Origin of the sequence: Vibrio sp. CB1-14 (assembly GCF_040412085.2) — a bacterium.
Lineage (GTDB): Bacteria > Pseudomonadota > Gammaproteobacteria > Enterobacterales > Vibrionaceae > Vibrio > Vibrio chaetopteri.
Genome location: NZ_CP115920.1, coordinates 239,605 through 259,876, shown reverse-complemented (window position 1 = coordinate 259,876; position 20,272 = coordinate 239,605). Strand labels below are relative to the sequence as shown.

Sequence of the window (20,272 nt, the reverse complement as noted above, 5' to 3'; positions counted from 1 at the left end):
AAAAAGCTCCCTCGGGAGCTTTTTTACAACTGGCTTTTTACAACAGAAAGTCGTCGAGTGCCTCTAAAGTCAGCTTATTCGTAAAGGCATTCACTCGCACATGAACTGGGCTCCAGCCAAGCAGAAAACGCTGATAGTCAGCCCACGCGAGTCCTAGTAGCTTTCGCCACTCATGACACACATCACTTGCATCCACATTAGGCTGATAGCGAGCCAGCGCTGCCTGTAACGCTTCAAAATAAGTTTCAACATGGCTGTCGATAGATAACTGAGGATCATCAAAATCGAGCACTGTGCAAAGAAATAGCGCGACATCTTTCACCCCCACGCCACCGCCAACATACTGAAAATCAACCGCACTGACCTGTGTGCCGGTTTCGTTGAAACAAAAGTTAGCCAGCTTCGCATCGCCATGTACTAGGGTTTGATAACGACAATCATTGAGTATGTCATCTATGCGCTCAGCAGCTGATTTATAACGACTTGACGTCATTGCCTGCCACTCATCGGGTCGAGTGGCTAAATGCCAATAGGTGCCTTGCTGCCACAGTCCAGTAGTCTCAGTGCCCAACCAAAACGCGTGAAACTGCGCTAACCAGCGAAGTGCCGTTTCTATCTCTTGGTTTGATGGGGTTTTTACCACCCTAGCACACTCAACTAGCTTGAGATCTTCCAAAAGCAACTCATAGTGCGAGCCATGACTTTCTGCGGCTAAACAACGTGGCGCCCAGCCGATAGGCATTCGGGCAACATAGTGCTGGTACCAATGAAATTCAACTTGATAGGACTTAAGCTTTCTTTGGTTTGAAAGCTCAGTATTCCAGCCTTTCGGGTGATGCTTAGGTGCAACCTTTGGTAGGTCAATGGCCTTAACTATCAGACTGGGTAGCGCAGGGTTATCGGTATAAACGCGAAATAGTTCGCCATATCCGCTCCAAAGGCTCTGTATTGGCTCTTTTGAAACCGCATTGTGTTGGTCACCAAGTTGTTTTTTCAAGGACTCTGCTGGCTCGTAAGAACAAGAACTCAAGGTTTGGTTACCTTTAATGGTTGAGGAGTAAAGCTTACTTTGACAGACAAAGACAGCAAACGGAAGGGCAGCGGAGTTCGATAGTGGCTAGGTTAGCGCTTTAAGAATCTCAGATATGAAAAAAGCCCGCTGATTACTCAGCGGGCTTTTTAATGTGGCGGAGAGATAGGGATTTGAACCCTAGAACCGCTATTAACGGTTGCCGGTTTTCAAGACCGGTGCTTTCGACCACTCAGCCATCTCTCCACAAATTGTCATCAACAGATTCGTACACTGGTGATGTGGTTACTTACTATTGCAAGTAACAGTATTCAAAGCCTGGCGATGTCCTACTCTCACATGGGGAAACCCCACACTACCATCGGCGCTATTGCGTTTCACTTCTGAGTTCGGCATGGAAATCAGGTGGGTCCACAATGCTATGGTCGCCAAGCAAATTCTGTTTTGCCTTCAGATTTTCTGAAAATCTGAAAACAATAAATTCGGAAAGCTGTTAATGCGTTCTCTACACATTCAATTTGTTCTTGCTTTGAGTCCAATCAAAACCCTTTGGGTGTTGTATGGTTAAGCCTCACGGGCAATTAGTACAGGTTAGCTCAACGCCTCACAACGCTTACACACCCTGCCTATCAACGTTCTAGTCTCGAACAACCCTTTAGGACACTTAAAGTGCCAGGGAAGACTCATCTCAGGGCTCGCTTCCCGCTTAGATGCTTTCAGCGGTTATCGATTCCGAACTTAGCTACCGGGCAATGCCATTGGCATGACAACCCGAACACCAGAGGTTCGTCCACTCCGGTCCTCTCGTACTAGGAGCAGCCCCCTTCAATCTTCCAACGCCCACGGCAGATAGGGACCGAACTGTCTCACGACGTTCTAAACCCAGCTCGCGTACCACTTTAAATGGCGAACAGCCATACCCTTGGGACCGACTTCAGCCCCAGGATGTGATGAGCCGACATCGAGGTGCCAAACACCGCCGTCGATATGAACTCTTGGGCGGTATCAGCCTGTTATCCCCGGAGTACCTTTTATCCGTTGAGCGATGGCCCTTCCATTCAGAACCACCGGATCACTATGACCTGCTTTCGCACCTGCTCGAATTGTCATTCTCGCAGTCAAGCGGGCTTATGCCATTGCACTAACCACACGATGTCCAACCGTGTTTAGCCCACCTTCGTGCTCCTCCGTTACTCTTTGGGAGGAGACCGCCCCAGTCAAACTACCCACCAGGCACTGTCCGCAGCCCCGATAAGGGGCCGACGTTAGAACATCAACACTACAAGGGTGGTATTTCAAGGACGGCTCCACGAATACTGGCGTACTCGTTTCAAAGCCTCCCACCTATCCTACACATGTAGGGTCAATGTTCAGTGCCAAGCTGTAGTAAAGGTTCACGGGGTCTTTCCGTCTAGCCGCGGGTACACTGCATCTTCACAGCGATTTCAATTTCACTGAGTCTCGGGTGGAGACAGCGTGGCCATCATTACGCCATTCGTGCAGGTCGGAACTTACCCGACAAGGAATTTCGCTACCTTAGGACCAGTTATAGTTACGGCCGCCGTTTACCGGGGCTTCGATCAAGAGCTTCGACCTAAGTCTAACCCCATCAATTAACCTTCCGGCACCGGGCAGGCGTCACACCGTATACGTCATCTTACGATTTTGCACAGTGCTGTGTTTTTAATAAACAGTTGCAGCCACCTGGTATCTGCGACTCCCCATAGCTCCATCCGCAAGGGACTTCACCGTGAGGAGCGTACCTTCTCCCGAAGTTACGGTACCATTTTGCCTAGTTCCTTCACCCGAGTTCTCTCAAGCGCCTTGGTATTCTCTACCCGACCACCTGTGTCGGTTTGGGGTACGATTCCTTACAATCTGAAGCTTAGAGGCTTTTCCTGGAAGCATGGCATCAATGACTTCACTACCGTAGTAGCTCGACATCGTGTCTCAGCCTTAAAGAGAGCCGGATTTACCTAACTCTCAAGCCTACGCACTTGAACCTGGACAACCGTCGCCAGGCCCACCTAGCCTTCTCCGTCCCCCCATCGCAATTGTAAGAAGTACGGGAATATTAACCCGTTTCCCATCGACTACGCCTTTCGGCCTCGCCTTAGGGGTCGACTCACCCTGCCCCGATTAACGTTGGACAGGAACCCTTGGTCTTCCGGCGTGGAGGTTTTTCACCCCCATTATCGTTACTCATGTCAGCATTCGCACTTCTGATACCTCCAGCAGACCTTACAGTCCACCTTCAACGGCTTACAGAACGCTCCCCTACCCAATGACCTAAGTCATTGCCGCAGCTTCGGTTTATAGCTTAGCCCCGTTACATCTTCCGCGCAGGCCGACTCGACTAGTGAGCTATTACGCTTTCTTTAAATGATGGCTGCTTCTAAGCCAACATCCTAGCTGTCTAAGCCTTCCCACATCGTTTCCCACTTAGCTATAATTTGGGACCTTAGCTGGCGGTCTGGGTTGTTTCCCTCTCCACGACGGACGTTAGCACCCGCCGTGTGTCTCCCGGATAGTACTTACTGGTATTCGGAGTTTGCAAAGGGTTGGTAAGTCGGGATGACCCCCTAGCCTTAACAGTGCTCTACCCCCAGTAGTATTCGTCCGAGGCTCTACCTAAATAGATTTCGGGGAGAACCAGCTATCTCCAGGTTTGATTGGCCTTTCACCCCTAGCCACAAGTCATCCGCTAATTTTTCAACATTAGTCGGTTCGGTCCTCCAGTTGATGTTACTCAACCTTCAACCTGCCCATGGCTAGATCACCTGGTTTCGGGTCTATATCCAGAGACTGAACGCCCAGTTAAGACTCGGTTTCCCTACGGCTCCCCTAAACGGTTAACCTTGCCACTGAATATAAGTCGCTGACCCATTATACAAAAGGTACGCAGTCACACCACGAAGGTGCTCCTACTGCTTGTACGTACACGGTTTCAGGTTCTATTTCACTCCCCTCACAGGGGTTCTTTTCGCCTTTCCCTCACGGTACTGGTTCACTATCGGTCAGTCAGTAGTATTTAGCCTTGGAGGATGGTCCCCCCATATTCAGACAGGATATCACGTGTCCCGCCCTACTCGATTTCACTGATGATGAGATGTCGACTACGGGGCTATCACCCTTTACTGCGGCACTTTCCAGAGCCTTCGTCTGTCTCATTAAAAGCTTAAGGGCTAATCCAATTTCGCTCGCCGCTACTTTCGGAATCTCGGTTGATTTCTCTTCCTCGGGGTACTTAGATGTTTCAGTTCCCCGGTTCGCCTCGCTGAGCTATGTATTCACTCAGCGATAACTGCTTATGCAGTTGGGTTTCCCCATTCAGGAATCCCAGACTCAAAGGTTATTACTACCTAATCTGGGCTTATCGCAAGTTATTACGCCTTTCATCGCCTCTGACTGCCAAGGCATCCACCGTGTACGCTTAGTCACTTAACCATACAACCCCAAAGAGTTTCAAAGAAACCTCGAGATTGTCGTTAAACAACCAAAGTTGTCTGCATTTTTATACATGTGCAGACTCGATTTTGCCGGACTCAAATAACTCTTTGTTCCCGCTTTTTAAGAAAAAGCAGAGGCAAAAAGTGGACTTTCGTCACTTCCAAGAACACTTGAATGTGTGTTGGTACCTAAATGATTAAATCATCTAGGATTTGAGAACTTTTAAATGAATAACATTAATCAAATGTTATTCGTCAGCTTTCCAAATTGTTAAAGAACGAGATTTGCTTTCTAGTTAAAGAAAGAAACCATTTTTAAATATTCTCAAAGAGAAAACACTTAAAGATGGTGGAGCTATGCGGGATCGAACCGCAGACCTCCTGCGTGCAAGGCAGGCGCTCTCCCAGCTGAGCTATAGCCCCATCAGTGTTGATGCTTATCGCCAATCATCTGGGAGGAAGATTGGTGGGTCTGAGTGGACTTGAACCACCGACCTCTCGCTTATCAGGCGAACGCTCTAACCACCTGAGCTACAGACCCAAGCATCGTCTTTAATTCATAAACCTAATCAATCTGTGTGAACACTCATCGCAATAATCTATTCGTATAAGGAGGTGATCCAGCCCCAGGTTCCCCTAGGGCTACCTTGTTACGACTTCACCCCAGTCATGAACCACAAAGTGGTGAGCGTCCTCCCGAAGGTTAAACTACCCACTTCTTTTGCAGCCCACTCCCATGGTGTGACGGGCGGTGTGTACAAGGCCCGGGAACGTATTCACCGTGGCATTCTGATCCACGATTACTAGCGATTCCGACTTCATGGAGTCGAGTTGCAGACTCCAATCCGGACTACGACGCACTTTTTGGGATTCGCTCACTTTCGCAAGTTGGCCGCCCTCTGTATGCGCCATTGTAGCACGTGTGTAGCCCTACTCGTAAGGGCCATGATGACTTGACGTCGTCCCCACCTTCCTCCGGTTTATCACCGGCAGTCTCCCTGGAGTTCCCGACATTACTCGCTGGCAAACAAGGATAAGGGTTGCGCTCGTTGCGGGACTTAACCCAACATTTCACAACACGAGCTGACGACAGCCATGCAGCACCTGTCTCAGAGTTCCCGAAGGCACCAAAGCATCTCTGCTAAGTTCTCTGGATGTCAAGAGTAGGTAAGGTTCTTCGCGTTGCATCGAATTAAACCACATGCTCCACCGCTTGTGCGGGCCCCCGTCAATTCATTTGAGTTTTAATCTTGCGACCGTACTCCCCAGGCGGTCTACTTAACGCGTTAGCTCCGAAAGCCACGGCTCAAGGCCACAACCTCCAAGTAGACATCGTTTACGGCGTGGACTACCAGGGTATCTAATCCTGTTTGCTCCCCACGCTTTCGCATCTGAGTGTCAGTATCTGTCCAGGGGCGCCTTCGCCACCGGTATTCCTTCAGATCTCTACGCATTTCACCGCTACACCTGAAATTCTACCCCCCTCTACAGTACTCTAGTCCGCCAGTTTCAAATGCAGTTCCGAGGTTGAGCCCCGGGCTTTCACATCTGACTTAACGAACCACCTGCATGCGCTTTACGCCCAGTAATTCCGATTAACGCTCGCACCCTCCGTATTACCGCGGCTGCTGGCACGGAGTTAGCCGGTGCTTCTTCTGTCGCTAACGTCAAATAATGCAGCTATTAACTACACTACCTTCCTCACGACTGAAAGTGCTTTACAACCCGAAGGCCTTCTTCACACACGCGGCATGGCTGCATCAGGCTTGCGCCCATTGTGCAATATTCCCCACTGCTGCCTCCCGTAGGAGTCTGGACCGTGTCTCAGTTCCAGTGTGGCTGATCATCCTCTCAGACCAGCTAGGGATCGTCGCCTTGGTGAGCCATTACCTCACCAACTAGCTAATCCCACCTGGGCTAATCTTGACGCGAGAGGTCCGAAGATCCCCCTCTTTGGCCCGAAGGCATTATGCGGTATTAGCCATCGTTTCCAATGGTTATCCCCCACATCAAGGCATATTCCCAGGCATTACTCACCCGTCCGCCGCTCGACGCCGTTAACGTCACCCGAAGGGTCAGTTAACTCGTTTCCGCTCGACTTGCATGTGTTAGGCCTGCCGCCAGCGTTCAATCTGAGCCATGATCAAACTCTTCAATTTAAGATTTTGTCGGCTCAATGAATACTGACTTTAAACTACATAAGTAATCTAAAGCTATTATCGTTCCAACAGAACGATAATGAATTGACTGTGCCAAGTCTTTCGACTTGATTGGTCACTCAGTTCATTGAAAACCTAATTTGATACCGAGGTATCTAATTTGATTATCATCAACGAGTGCCCACACAGATTGATAGGTTTAAATTTTTAAAGAACGTTTCTTCGAGAAGCTAAACTTTCGTTTTTGAGCCTTTCGGCTTTTCTCTCGAAGTGGGCGGCCATTTTAACTAGATAACTTGTCGTGTCAACCACTTTTCCAAATTATTTTCGTTTAGGCTTTTTGCCCGCCAAACCTGTTGGGCTCTTGCTTTGCTGCCCTCCCGTTTGGTGTGGTGCGCATTATAGGGAGAATGAGAAGCCGCGCAACCCCTTTTTCAATATTTTTTAAAAAAAACGTTCTTTTGATTGAAATACCATCAAAAAACAAAAAGGAGAGTATAAAAACTCTCCTTTTAGCCGCAAATCACTAACAATTAGATAAATGCGTACGCATCACCATACATGTGATCAGACTTCGCTTGCTTGTTTTGCGTGAACTGTTCACGTGCAGCGCCAGCCATTTCAAAACGGCCTGCTATATAGATATCGAAGTCTGCGAGTGAATCAAAATCGTCACTGACCGCTTGAAGTACGTTGCCTTGTTTGCCCGTCCACTCAGAAAGTGTCTCTTCGATAACTGGAATGAACTGAATGCGCTCATGAGCATTAGCGATGTCAGCCAACTCTTGTTTGGCATATAGCTGAGCTTCATCACGACCACCCCAATAGAGATAAATAGGCTGAGCAATGTTTTGGCTAATGCAGTGATCAAGAATAGAACGTACATAGCTAAAACCCGTGCCACCAGCAATCAATAAAATTGGGCGTTGGCTATCTTCACGAATCCACGCTTCGCCATGAGGGGCATCAATCTGAATGTCGCCACCCACTTCAAGTGCATGCTTCATTGATTCAACCACTTCTAACGCATAAGCATTATGCTCCGCAGCACCAATGTGGAGTTCGATCTCGCCTTCATGACGGCAAGGGCTGCTAGCAATAGAGAAAGGACGCTTGTCGGCCTCACCCATTACTACCATTAAATATTGACCTGCTTTAAAGCTAACAGGCTGTTCTGGGTGCAGCAAAATTTGATAGGTATTCGCTGCTAAAGGCTCAATAGACTTAACTTTACAATTGATGGTCATGGTTTATCTCTTTTATTCGTCTCCAAAGGTGATCACCAAATCACTCTTTGGATATGCAAGACAGGAGAACATCCAGCCTTGCTGCTTTTCTTTCTCGGTAAGTAATGGTTCCAAATCATAGTCTACCGCACCTGACTCGATACGGCATAAACAAGAAGCGCAGGCTCCCACCATACAGCGGTGAGGAAAAGCAAGATTCTGGTTGAGCGCAGCCTCTAACACTGTCTGCCCTTCTTCGACTATAAACTCAAGGTTCTGAGGCTTGAGCACTACTCGCTTAGTCATAGGATATTTAGTTCATCCCAAATGCTGTCTATCTTCGCAACCAATGCAGGGTCTTTTTTAATTGGTATGCCCCACTCACGAGTCACTTCGTCTTCAAGTTTATTGGTTGCATCTAAATATGCTCTAGAGGTGCTATCGTTGACCAGCAATGTATCTCTGGACGGATCCATTCTCGTAGTGATCGCCCAAATCACATCATTCCAATCACGCACATTCACGTCTTGATCGCAGGCAACGATAAACTTAGTCGCCAGATAAGGTGAGAGTATAGCCTCTACTCCTTCCATCACCTCAATAGCTTGACCTGCGCGTTGCTTATCTAGAGTCAGCAGTACCATACGATTTGTACCCGTTCCCGGTGCAATATACAAGTCAGTCACCTCTGGATATTGAGCTGTAACCTGTTTCGCCAATAAGGTTTCATCCCAACTATTCGAGCGTTCGATATCTTGTGTTGTTTGATACTTCGCCGCCTCCAGCTCCAACTCTGCATCCCACTTAATCGTGGCGTCCAGTCCCATTTTGGAACCTAGACCCGTAACCGGCGATGCAAAGTCCAAAGAATCTATCGGCGTGCTGTCGATCATCAAGGTATCGCGACTCGGTACCATATGGTCATTCATGGCTTGCGTGACTTGCTGCCAATCGCGGCCATTGACGCTTTCATCGCATACAATCACAAACTTGGTGTACATGAACTGTCGCAAGAAAGACCATACCCCCATCATGACGCGCTTAGCGTGCCCCGGGTATTGCTTCTTCATTGTTACCACCGCCATACGATACGAACATCCTTCTGGCGGAAGATAGAAATCTTCAATTTCCGGGAACTGCTTTTGCAAGATAGGCACGAAGACTTCGTTCAACGACACCCCCAGTACAGCCGGCTCATCTGGTGGACGACCTGTATAAGTACTGTGATAGATAGGGTTTTCACGCATAGTAATGTGCGTAATTGTAAAGACGTGGTGCTTTTCTTTTTCGTTGTAGTAGCCAGTGTGGTCTCCATACGGACCCTCATCGGCAAACTCTTGCGGATCAATGTAACCCTCAAGGACAATTTCGGCGCTCGCTGGCACTTCAAGATCGTTGCTAACCGATTTGACCACTTCGGTACGTTCGCCACGCAGCAAGCCAGCAAAGGCATATTCAGACAACGTATCAGGTACGGGTGTGACCGCCCCAAGGATGGTAGCCGGGTCGGCGCCAAATGCGACCGATACCGGGAACGGTTTTCCTGGATTAGTTTCCATCCAGTCTCTTAGATCAAGCGCACCACCGCGATGCGCGAGCCAGCGCATGATGATCTTATTCTTGGCTATCTTCTGTTGGCGATAGATACCTAAATTTTGACGCTTCTTGTTCGATCCTTTGGTGACCGTTAGTCCCCATGTTAGCAAGGGTGCGACATCATCAGGCCAGCAACTCATTACAGGGATTTTATCAAGTTCGACCTCATCACCTTGCCAAACGACTTGCTGGCAAGCAGCTTTACGTAGCCGTTTGGCTGGCATATGCAGCACTTTCTTAAATAGAGGAATTTTATTGATCGCGTCTTTAAATCCACGAGGAGGCTCAGGCTCTTTTAGGTAGGCCAGCAATTTGCCTACTTCTCTAAGCTCTGATACTTGCTGTCGTCCCATCCCCATCGCTACACGCTCAGGGGTACCAAATAAATTGGTCAACACCGGCATGTCATAGCCAATCGGGTTTTCAAACAGCAGAGCAGGTCCACCCGATCGCAGAGTTCTGTCGCTGATCTCCGTCATTTCATAATCAGGGTCGACGGGATGTGAGATGCGCTTGAGCAGCCCCTGGCTTTCCAGGTGCTGAGTGAAATCACGTAAGTCCTTGTAAATCATAGGGGATACTTCGCCTTGAAAGAAGGTACCATTATATACGCAAATCTATCATCGGGTGAAATGTCCTCTGTGATGTTGATAAGCTGAAAAAATTCAGTTAATTAGATAGGGCTTGCAACACCAAACTCGCTTTCACCTGGCTGTTGGTCGACAACACATCCCTCACCCATCCACCATGACCATTCTGCGCCAATTGACTGGCGACAAAACTGGCGTCTTCCACCTTGGTCATTCGTGTCACCAAGAAGGTTTTCACTTCATTCGGTAGTGGCGTGATTTGAGCAAGTTCAGTGATCGCCTGACGTTTTAGGCTCGGATTACGAGCAGCCGCCATGATTTGTTGCTGAGCAAATGGAGAAGAAAGACTCGCCAGCCTCTCTAATTCTACTTGGCTATGATAATCTGCGCGCATTTTCCATAGTAAGTCATATAAGGCTGCGTCTTCATTCACTTGAGCCATTCGCACCAATACGCGAGTTGAAGGCAACCACTCGGTGATATTGGTATCGGTAAGTTGCTGACTAATAAATGCGTTCGCTTTCGGTGACAAGCTGTCAAACTCTTTGACCAATAAGTCCTCGCGGATCTTACGCTCATAATCGCTACCCTCAGATAGCCAATCACGCAATACCAACTGCTCACTTTCGGCCTGTAGAATAAACTCCAAGGTTTTCTGATCACTGTTCCAACGCTTAATCAATCGCGCAGAAATAGCTGGGTAGTTAAACGCCGGAATAGAAAACTCATAACCATCACCACGCTCAAGCATAGTGTAAGTAGGCGGCAGGGATTTTTGGCCTTGAACGAAAATGGCCATTTTAGGGGAAAGAATACGTTCGTTGTCTTCAATATGTTTGAGCAACAAAAATCTCGCCACCTCTTGCTGAGGTAACGCGAGTCTATTTAACGCAAATTTAAGGCCGTCGGTGTCATCTTGTTCCACCAATAACAAAAAATCGTCAACTTTTTGCAGTACCACTTGGCTTTGCAACCAGCGTTCTACTTCCTGCTGCGTCATTTCCTTAGACGCGTGCACCGGTTGTGAGAATGAAACAACCAATACGAGGAGTAACGACGCTAACCATCCTTGTAGCATATTAACCTCCTGTTAACACACTCAGTATTGTGCGCGTGAAACAGGGGAAGTGCAAACAAAAACGTCACCCCTTAAGGGTGACGTTTAAAATTTGAGACTCGTTGTCCGCTTTGCGGTCGCGATTAACGATTACTGGCGACGCATTGCGTCAAAGAACTCGTCATTAGTCTTAGTCATTGCAAGCTTGTCGATTAGGAATTCCATCGCATCGATTTCGCCCATTGGGTGAACAATCTTACGTAGGATCCACATCTTCTGTAGCTCATCTGCTTTCGTCAGTAGCTCTTCACGACGGGTACCTGAACGGTTGAAGTCAATCGCAGGGAACACGCGCTTCTCGGCAATCTTACGGTTTAGGTGCAGTTCCATGTTACCTGTACCTTTAAACTCTTCGTAGATAACTTCATCCATCTTAGAACCAGTATCCACTAGCGCTGTTGCGATGATAGTTAGGCTACCGCCTTCTTCTACGTTACGAGCTGCACCGAAGAAACGCTTAGGACGGTGTAGTGCGTTAGCATCAACACCACCAGTAAGAACCTTACCTGATGAAGGTACAACAGTGTTATAAGCGCGAGCTAGACGAGTGATAGAGTCTAGTAGGATAACCACGTCTTTCTTGTGTTCAACAAGACGCTTCGCTTTCTCGATAACCATTTCAGCAACCTGAACGTGGCGAGACGCTGGCTCATCAAACGTAGATGCGATTACCTCACCTTTAACTAGGCGCTGCATCTCGGTTACTTCTTCCGGACGTTCGTCGATAAGAAGCACCATCAATTCACACTCAGGGTGGTTGTGGGCAATGCTCTGCGCGATGTTTTGCAGCAGCATGGTTTTACCCGCTTTAGGTGGTGCAACGATGAGACCACGTTGACCTTTACCGATTGGTGACGCGAGATCAAGAACACGTGCGGTGATGTCTTCTGTTGAGCCATTACCACGCTCCATAGTCATGCGTTCGTTAGCATGCAGAGGGGTTAGGTTTTCAAACAGGATCTTGTTACGCGCGTTATCTGGCTTGTCAGCGTTAACAGTGTTTACTTTTAGAAGTGCGAAATAGCGCTCGCCATCTTTTGGTGGTCGAATCTTACCGGCAATCGAGTCACCTGTACGCAGGTTGAAACGACGGATCTGACTTGGAGAAACGTAGATATCATCTGGGCCAGCAAGGTATGAACTGTCTGCGCTACGCAGGAAACCAAAACCATCTTGAAGAATCTCTAAGACCCCGTCACCAAAGATATCTTCACCACTTTTCGCATGGGCTTTTAAGATGGCGAAGATGATGTCTTGCTTACGCAGACGAGCTAAGTTTTCCAGACCAAGAGATTCGCCAAGTTTAACGAGCTCAGAAACAGGTCTGTTCTTCAATTCTGTTAAGTTCATTGTGGTGGATGTTTGTTTAGTCAAAATAGGATCTGTTTTGTTGTTAAGAAGGATTTGGTCACAGGATCGACCAAGAAGTGAACACTTGTTTAATTAACGTGCGATAAATTATCACTAAAAAAGAGTCTAGTCTAGCTTTGAAAAAAACAAAACCGTGTATTTGTTAAGATACACGGTTTTCGTTACTTCTCATTATAAGTTCTCGTCTAAGAACTCTTTTAGCTGAGTTTTAGACAGTGCGCCAACCTTCGTTGCTGCCACTCCGCCATCTTTGAAAAGTAGTAGCGTTGGAATGCCACGGATACCAAACTTAGGTGGAGTACCTGCGTTTTGGTCGATGTTTAGCTTGCCGATAGTGAGTTTGCCTTCGTACTCATCTGCGATTTCATCGAGGATTGGGGCAATCATCTTACAAGGACCACACCACTCCGCCCAGAAGTCAACAAGAACCGGGCCTGCAGCATTAATTACGTCAGTTTCAAAACCGTCATCCGTCAGCTGCAAAATCTTTTCACTCATCTTTCACTCCGATATTTTTTGTATTGATGAGATAATCACCAACAATTAGATCTCCTATTGGAATGTATTTACCTTCGTATTGCAAGCTTAAGCTGATATTCTATACCGATGAAAAAGACGCATATCACAGAGCAAAAGTTCGCCGATTTGGAGTTACACCCCCAAATCATTGAAGGATTGGAAAAAAAAGGGTTCGAATACTGTACCCCGATCCAAGCCTTGGCGCTGCCGGTACTGCTCGCCGGCCAAGATATTGCAGGACAAGCCCAAACCGGGACGGGAAAAACGCTTGCGTTTCTCACTGCTACCTTTAACCATCTGTTAAATACGCCTGAACATGAAGGCCGCAAAGCGACACAACCGCGCGCAATCATCATGGCTCCAACGCGCGAACTTGCTATTCAGATCCACAATGATGCGAAACCGCTCATTGAAAGCACGGGTCTAAAAACAGCACTAGCGTATGGGGGCGATAGCTACGACAAACAGCTAGCGAAATTTGAAGATGGTGTCGATATCCTAATCGGTACTTGTGGTCGTATTATCGACTTTTATAAGAAACGAGTATTTAACCTCAACAACATTCAAGCTGTGGTTCTTGATGAAGCCGATCGTATGTTCGACCTTGGCTTTATTAAAGACATTCGCTTTTTGTTCCGCCGTATGCCTGAGCCTAAAGACCGTCTCAACATGCTGTTCTCTGCGACCTTGTCATACCGTGTACAAGAGCTAGCGTTCGAACACATGCATAACCCTGAACACGTGGTTGTTGAGCCTGAGCAAAAAACGGGTCACCGCATTCAAGAAGAGCTGTTCTACCCATCGAACAATGAAAAAATGGCTCTACTGCAAACGCTTTTGGAAGAAGAGTGGCCCGATCGCGCCATTATCTTTGCCAACACTAAACATAAGTGTGAAAAAGTGTGGGGTCACCTTGCCGCTGACGGACACCGCGTTGGTCTTTTAACTGGAGATGTTCCGCAGAAGAAGCGTGAAAAGATCCTTGAGCAATTCACAAAAGGCGATGTAGACATTCTGGTTGCAACGGATGTTGCAGCGCGTGGTCTACATATTCCTCAAGTTACGCACGTATTCAACTACGACCTACCTGACGACTGTGAAGATTACGTGCACCGTATTGGCCGTACAGGTCGTGCTGGTGCAAGTGGTCACTCAATCAGCTTTGCTTGTGAAGAATACGCGATCAACCTACCAGCGATTGAAGAGTATATCGAGCACTCAATCCCAGTGTCTGACTATGACTCAAGCGCACTGTTGACCGAGCTGCCTGCTCCACTTGTTATGAAGAGCCGCAACTCAGGCCCTCGTCGCACTAATACAGGTGGTTCACGACCATCAAACAGAAAGCCTCAAAGAAGGCCAAGATCACCAAGGTCTTAATAGACCGAGATCTGACATAAGCAGTAATCTGAACAGGAAGTAAGCAGTTTTTATGAGTCTTGCAGTGAATTCTTCACCTTTGTATGCGGCTATCGATCTTGGCTCCAACAGTTTCCACATGTTGGTTGTGCGTCATATCGATGGCAGCATTCAGACCATGGCCAAGATTAAGCGCAAAGTACGTTTGGCCGCAGGCCTTGATGATGAGATGGCTCTCAGTCAAGAAGCGATGCAGCGTGGTTGGGATTGCCTAAGTCTTTTCGCGGAACGACTTCAGGACATTCCAAAGGAAAACATCCGTATTGTTGGTACCGCAACACTACGTACCGCAACTAATGTCGATGTATTCCTAACCAAAGCCGATCAAATCTTGGGTTACCCAATCCAAGTGATCAGCGGTGAAGAAGAAGCAGCGACCATCTATAAAGGTGTAGCTCATACGTCTGGCGGTACTGGCCGTCGCCTTGTAGTCGATATTGGTGGTGCCAGTACCGAGCTCATAATTGGCGAAGGATTCGAGCCAAAAGCATTGACCAGCCTGAAAATGGGCTGCGTCACTTGGCTAGAGCGTTACTTTAAAGACCGCCAGCTGAACAAAGCGAACTTCGAACGTGCTATCGAAGGTGCCAAACAGACGCTCGCCCCAATTCTCGAGCAGTATCAGGGATTGGGATGGGATGTATGTGTTGGTGCCAGTGGCACAGTACAAGCCCTGCAAGAGATCATGCTGGCGCAAGGTATGGATGAGGTCATCACTCATGCCAAACTAAAGCGACTGCAAAAACAAGCGATGCAAGCCGATCATCTTGAAGAGCTCGACATTGATGGTCTAACTCTAGAGCGCGCTTTGGTGTTCCCGAGCGGCCTATCTATATTGATTGCCATATTTGAGCTACTCAATATCGATTCCATGACTCTTGCTGGCGGCGCGCTACGCGAGGGCATGGTGTATGACATGGTTGAAGAGCTGCAACAAGATGACATTCGTGCGCGCACCATCAACAGCGTGCAAACCCGTTGTCAGCTCGATGTGGAATACGGCGATCAAGTTGCTGCTACCGCCACCAGCTTATTAGTAAGCTGTGGCAATGAAAGCTGGATTGAAGAGCCACATGCCGTTGCCCTGCTTGAAGCTGCATCAAAGTTGCATGAAATCGGCCTAACCTTGAACTTTAAAAAGGCCGGTGAGCATAGTGCGTACTTACTTCAAAACTTAGATTTACCGGGTTTCACTCGCGCGCAAAAGCATCTGCTTAGTGAAGTGGTTCGTCGATACAAAGACCAGCTAACACCACTGCCATCGCAGCATGCTCTATCGACACAAAGTGCCGAGCGTGTACTGCGACTGCTGCGCTTATCGGTGATCATTACTCACCGCCGTCAGCGTGATCTGCAGCCTCGATTTGCGGTGCAATGTGAGGGCAATAGCCTAACGCTCTCTATCGACAAGCAGTGGTTAGAAGCCCATCCTCTGTCAGCAGCAGGGCTGGAAATCGAGTCTAACCGACAGTCAGATGCTGGTTGGCCACTGACGATTCAGGCGGTCTAATCCTGACTCAAACTGTTTAAGTCTATTGCTGTAAAAAAAATCCCGAACCAAACCGTTCGGGATTTTTTATATTTAGCTTCTAGAGATTCATTAGGCTTTTACACCGCTCACCTTTAAGTCTGGGTTCACTGCAGTAAGCTTCTTCACCAAGAAGTTGAGCAGCACGCCGTACATTGGAACGAACAGACCAAGACTGATCACCAGTTTAAAGCCGTAATCGACCAAGGCGATCTCCGTCCAATGCTCTGCCATGAACGGATCTGGGCTTTGGTAGAATGCGATAGCAAAGAAAGCCAGCGTATCCAGCGCGTTACCAAACAGTGTTGAACATGTCGGAGCCACCCACCACTGCTTCATTTGGCGCAGGCGGTTGAAAACATGCACATCTAGGATTTGTCCCAACAGGTAAGCCATAAAACTTGCCGCAGCGATACGAGCAACAAACAGGTTAAATTCACCTAAGTGTCCAAAGCCTTGGAACTGCCCTTCAAAGAACAATACTGATAATCCATACGACACCGCCAACGCAGGCAGCATGACCAAGAAGATGATCTTACGGGCTAAACCAGCACCAAAGATACGTACGGTCAGATCGGTCGCAAGGAAAATGAATGGGAAAGTAAATGCGCCCCACGTGGTGTGGAAACCGAAAATAGTAAACGGTAGCTGCACCAAGTAATTACTGGATGCGATGATCACCAAGTGAAATAAAACAAGAAATGTCAGGGCTTTGCGCTGCTGCGCAGGGGAAAACGAGTTCATATTGTACCTTTTTCGTTTTGCTTGGGGTTGAGGGAACCCAAGTTGAGGCAAAGCCTCGAGTGACTAATAAAATGGTTTGTTGTGCCGCTTATTTAACTCATTGTTTGATTAACTAAGCTCAGCGGCGGGCGATTATACATTAATCAACTTGGCGCGCAATAGAGGATAATATAGCAAACGTTTTCGAGCTAACGACTGAATGCGTTATGTCAAAAGCCGCGACGAAATAGCCCCTCTAAGAAATCAAACTCTTCTTTGCTCGCAGAGATATCTAAAGCCTCAAGCCACATTGATTCACTGTAGTGCTCACCTTTTAAAAGCATGCGGCAGCCTTCAAAATCCACCAGCCAAGAGTGAATGTCTGCGTCCCACTGCTTTTCAACCACAGTTGCGCCGAGCAGATCGAGCATCGACATCGCTAGTGAATCAAAGCTATCAAAATCAAAGGAAGGAGTAACGATAAGCAGTTTGCCTTCCTCTTCAATGTATTCTCGAAGACCAAAATCAGCCATGACCAGTTAAATGCTCCTGTATTAAGTCTAGGAAAGGATCGGCATACTTTTCTAACTTGCGCTCACCCACCCCGTTCACGGCAAGCATTTCACCATACGAGGTCGGTAAGATTTCTGCCATATCAATCAAGGTAGCGTCACTGAACACCACATACGGTGGCAAGCCATCTTCATCGGCAATCGACTTACGCAGTTTACGTAGTTTGGCAAACAACTTCTTGTCGTAGTGTTTCGATGCCAGCTTATCGGATTTTGCGCTGCGCGCGGCGGTATCGAGCCTTGGTACGGCAAGCTCTAGCGTGGTTTCACCGCGTAGCAGAGGACGCGCTTCTTCTGTAAGCTGCAACGTAGAGTTTCGAGTGATGTTCTGACTCAGTAACCCTTTGTGCACCAGTTGCCTAAAGATACTCACCCAGTAGTCATGACTATGATCTCGGCCGATGCCATAAGTGGTTAACTTGTCATGACCATGCTCGCGAATACGGATATTCGACATACCACGCAGCACTTCCACGACGTAACTAATACCAAAGCTTTGATTTACGCGATAGACACAAGAGAGCGCCTTTTGTGCTTCTTGGGTAGCATCAAAATGCTTAGGTGGATCCAAGCAGATGTCGCAGTTACCACAAGGCTGCTCTCGGTACTCACCAAAGTAATTAAGCAGTACCTGACGACGACAGGTTTGCGCCTCAGCAAAGGCGCTCATTGCATTAAGCTTATGACTCTCGACCTGCTTTTGTGGTCCCTCGGGCTTTTCATCCACCATGCGGCGCAGCCAACCCATGTCGGCAGGATCGTAAAGCATCATCGCTTCTGCGGGCAAACTATCGCGCCCGGCTCGGCCAGTCTCTTGGTAGTAAGACTCAATATTACGTGGGATATCAAAGTGAGCGACAAAGCGCACATTCGGCTTATTAATGCCCATACCAAAGGCCACTGTCGCCACCACGACCTGAATATCGTCGCGCTGAAACGCATCCTGAACATAAGCACGCTCATCAATGTCCATTCCGGCGTGATAACCCGCCGCTCGGATGTGGTTGCCACACAGCTTTTCCGTGAGCATTTCCACTTTCTTACGACTACCACAATAGATGATTCCGCTGCCGCCCTTGTTCTCGCCAAGAAAGCGCACGATCTGTGAGACAGGCTTATGCTTCTCGACCAAGGTGTAGCGAATATTGGGTCTATCAAAACTGCCCAAGTATTCTTGAGGGTTTTGCAGATTGAGTCTGTGGATGATGTCTTTGCGAGTGGCATCGTCGGCCGTTGCAGTCAGCGCCACAACTGGTATATAGGGAAATTGCTCTTTTAGTCGACCAAGCGCGGCATACTCAGGGCGAAAATCGTGCCCCCACTGAGAAATACAGTGCGCTTCATCCACTGCAATCATCGACAGCTCAATATGCTCTAATCTTTCGATGAAGTCGTGCATCAACACGCGCTCTGGTGACACATACACCAACTTGATCTGTCCACTGTTCATGCGGCGATAGATATCAATCAACGCCTCCCTCGACTGAGTCGAGTTAATGCACTCTGCAGCGACGCCGTCAGCTTTGAGTTGGTCAACTTGATCTTTCATCAGAGAAATTAGTGGCGAGATAACCAGTGTCACACCGGGTCTCACCAAGGCTGGAATTTGATAACACAGCGATTTACCGCCACCGGTTGGCATGATAACTAGGCCATCGTTACCCGCAATGGCACTATCGATAACCTCTTGCTGTCCCGGACGGAACTCTTGATAGCCGAAAACGGACTCTAAGACCGACTGCGAACTGGGTGACGATTCAGATTGTTCTGCAGCGAGTACAGCGGTCATGCAATATCCTGATGAAAGTCTTTGATTGGTCGAAAACGCTACATTGTAGAGGGGTTGTCACTTGAAGGAAACTCAATTTACTCTGCGAGGTGAAGAAAAAGTAGCATCAGATCGAGCATTAAATAGTCCAAAACTACACAACACGTTATACTCAAACGCTTTCCTCCCCTTTTATGGTCACAGACCTGCTCTTGAGAAAATTTGCATGTCATTAGAAGAACAACAAAGAGCCAAACAAGGCGTTTTACTCGCCATCGGTGCTTACACAATGTGGGGTATTGCCCCTATCTACTTTAAAGCACTAGGCAGCGTCTCTCCCTTAGAAATTCTCAGTCACCGTGTGATCTGGTCATTTGTGTTACTGACCGTCTTGCTTCATTTTGGTCGACGATGGCGCAGCGTTCGCGATGTGCTGCGTTCAAAAAAGAAGATGGCTTACTTAGTCACCACCGCACTACTGGTTGGTGTTAACTGGCTTATCTTTATCTGGGCGGTTAACTCCAATCACATGCTCGATGCTAGCCTGGGTTACTACATCAACCCGCTCATCAACGTAATACTCGGCATGCTGTTCTTGGGTGAAAGACTCAGAAAACTGCAGTGGTTTGCGGTCGCACTTGCTACCATCGGTGTTCTGATTCAGCTTATTGCATTTGGCTCGGTACCCGTTGTTGCCCTTGCGCTGGCAATGAGCTTTGGTTTATACGGCTTGCTGCGTAAAAAAGTCAGTTTAGATGCGCAAACAGGGCTGTTCATTGAAACCTTAGTGATGCTGCCAGCAGCCGCTATCTACGTGCTGTTCATCGCGGATACGGCGACCTCAAATATGATGGACAACAGCACGACACTGAACGTACTGCTAATCTCAGCAGGTATCATCACCACACTGCCACTATTGTGCTTTACCGGTGCCGCGACGCGCTTGAAGCTGTCGACTCTTGGCTTTTTCCAATACATTGGTCCTAGCTTAATGTTCTTACTGGCCGCACTCGTGTATGGCGAGGCCTTTACCTTAGATAAAGCGCTCACCTTTTCCTTCATCTGGGGTGCATTGGTGGTGTTTAGCTTTGATGGACTAAAAACCAACCGAGCCAACAAGAAGCGTTAAGACCGAAATTTGATGTGTGAGGTGTCCATTTTTTACAAGACACCTCGCCTTTTCACCTCCTATACTGGAGCCAATG

13 protein-coding genes, 3 tRNA genes and 3 rRNA genes are annotated in these 20,272 nt (G+C 47.9%); 3 read left to right on the top strand and 16 right to left on the bottom strand.

What is annotated here, in order from left to right; all coding sequences use genetic code 11:
- Positions 1 to 37: 37 nt before the first annotated feature.
- From PG915_RS01250 to trxA, 13 genes are all read right to left on the bottom strand, one after another.
- Entirely contained in the window at positions 38 to 997 is a 960-nt protein-coding gene (locus PG915_RS01250; protein WP_353497539.1) for a phosphotransferase, read from the bottom strand.
- 188 nt (positions 998 to 1,185) lie between these two features.
- Positions 1,186 to 1,276 (bottom strand) — tRNA-Ser (locus PG915_RS01245).
- A gap of 70 nt (positions 1,277 to 1,346) precedes the next feature.
- A 5S ribosomal RNA gene (gene rrf / locus PG915_RS01240) occupies positions 1,347 to 1,463 on the bottom strand.
- Positions 1,464 to 1,590: 127 nt separating this feature from the next.
- A 23S ribosomal RNA gene (locus tag PG915_RS01235) occupies positions 1,591 to 4,477 on the bottom strand.
- A gap of 349 nt (positions 4,478 to 4,826) precedes the next feature.
- A tRNA-Ala gene (locus PG915_RS01230) sits at positions 4,827 to 4,902 on the bottom strand.
- A gap of 41 nt (positions 4,903 to 4,943) precedes the next feature.
- Positions 4,944 to 5,020: transfer RNA gene (locus PG915_RS01225), tRNA-Ile, on the bottom strand.
- Positions 5,021 to 5,087: 67 nt separating this feature from the next.
- Positions 5,088 to 6,638, bottom strand: a 16S ribosomal RNA gene (locus PG915_RS01220).
- Together the 16S, 23S and 5S rRNA genes with 3 tRNA genes alongside form the textbook arrangement of a ribosomal RNA operon.
- Positions 6,639 to 7,171: 533 nt before the next feature.
- The gene (gene fre, locus PG915_RS01215; RefSeq protein WP_353497538.1) at positions 7,172 to 7,885 is read right to left on the bottom strand and encodes an NAD(P)H-flavin reductase; all 714 of its coding nucleotides are present in this window, start codon (positions 7,883 to 7,885) and stop codon (positions 7,172 to 7,174) included.
- Positions 7,886 to 7,897: 12 nt separating this feature from the next.
- On the bottom strand, positions 7,898 to 8,170 hold the full coding sequence (locus PG915_RS01210; RefSeq protein WP_042478889.1) for a 2Fe-2S iron-sulfur cluster-binding protein: 273 nt from the start codon (positions 8,168 to 8,170) through the stop codon (positions 7,898 to 7,900).
- Complete coding sequence (gene ubiD / locus PG915_RS01205) at positions 8,167 to 10,032, bottom strand: 4-hydroxy-3-polyprenylbenzoate decarboxylase (RefSeq protein ID WP_353497537.1); 1,866 nt, start codon at positions 10,030 to 10,032, stop codon at positions 8,167 to 8,169. Before ubiD ends, PG915_RS01210 begins: the two co-directional genes overlap by 4 nt.
- Positions 10,033 to 10,129: 97 nt before the next feature.
- Positions 10,130 to 11,128 carry a hypothetical protein gene (locus tag PG915_RS01200; protein WP_353497536.1) on the bottom strand — a complete coding sequence of 333 codons (999 nt, stop codon included), beginning with the start codon at positions 11,126 to 11,128 and terminating at the stop codon, positions 10,130 to 10,132.
- A 129-nt stretch (positions 11,129 to 11,257) separates the two neighbouring features.
- Positions 11,258 to 12,517 (bottom strand): transcription termination factor Rho, encoded by a 1,260-nt coding sequence (gene rho / locus PG915_RS01195; RefSeq protein WP_252012937.1) that lies wholly within the window; start codon positions 12,515 to 12,517, stop codon positions 11,258 to 11,260.
- Positions 12,518 to 12,709: 192 nt separating this feature from the next.
- On the bottom strand, positions 12,710 to 13,036 hold the full coding sequence (gene trxA, locus PG915_RS01190; protein WP_042478899.1) for a thioredoxin TrxA: 327 nt from the start codon (positions 13,034 to 13,036) through the stop codon (positions 12,710 to 12,712).
- Positions 13,037 to 13,144: 108 nt separating this feature from the next.
- Here trxA and rhlB point away from each other — a divergent pair, with 108 nt between their 5' ends.
- Both rhlB and gppA read left to right on the top strand, forming a co-directional pair.
- Positions 13,145 to 14,437 carry an ATP-dependent RNA helicase RhlB gene (rhlB, locus tag PG915_RS01185; protein WP_353497535.1) on the top strand — a complete coding sequence of 431 codons (1,293 nt, stop codon included), beginning with the start codon at positions 13,145 to 13,147 and terminating at the stop codon, positions 14,435 to 14,437.
- A gap of 52 nt (positions 14,438 to 14,489) precedes the next feature.
- Entirely contained in the window at positions 14,490 to 15,986 is a 1,497-nt protein-coding gene (gppA, locus tag PG915_RS01180; RefSeq protein WP_353497534.1) for a guanosine-5'-triphosphate,3'-diphosphate diphosphatase, read from the top strand.
- A 90-nt stretch (positions 15,987 to 16,076) separates the two neighbouring features.
- Here gppA and PG915_RS01175 read toward each other — a convergent pair whose 3' ends face one another.
- The 3 genes from PG915_RS01175 to recQ form a co-directional block, all read right to left on the bottom strand.
- Complete coding sequence (locus PG915_RS01175) at positions 16,077 to 16,748, bottom strand: 7-cyano-7-deazaguanine/7-aminomethyl-7-deazaguanine transporter (RefSeq protein WP_353497533.1); 672 nt, start codon at positions 16,746 to 16,748, stop codon at positions 16,077 to 16,079.
- Positions 16,749 to 16,957: 209 nt separating this feature from the next.
- Positions 16,958 to 17,260, bottom strand: coding sequence for a DUF3630 family protein (locus PG915_RS01170; protein ID WP_353497532.1), 303 nt, complete (start codon positions 17,258 to 17,260; stop codon positions 16,958 to 16,960).
- Complete coding sequence (gene recQ / locus PG915_RS01165; RefSeq protein WP_353497531.1) at positions 17,253 to 19,088, bottom strand: ATP-dependent DNA helicase RecQ; 1,836 nt, start codon at positions 19,086 to 19,088, stop codon at positions 17,253 to 17,255. The genes PG915_RS01170 and recQ overlap by 8 nt, the downstream gene beginning before the upstream one ends.
- A gap of 205 nt (positions 19,089 to 19,293) precedes the next feature.
- On the opposite strand from recQ, the gene rarD reads away from it, so the two are divergent.
- Positions 19,294 to 20,196: an EamA family transporter RarD gene (rarD, locus tag PG915_RS01160; RefSeq protein WP_353497530.1), complete on the top strand. Its 903-nt coding sequence runs from the start codon at positions 19,294 to 19,296 to the stop codon at positions 20,194 to 20,196.
- Positions 20,197 to 20,272: the final 76 nt, after the last annotated feature.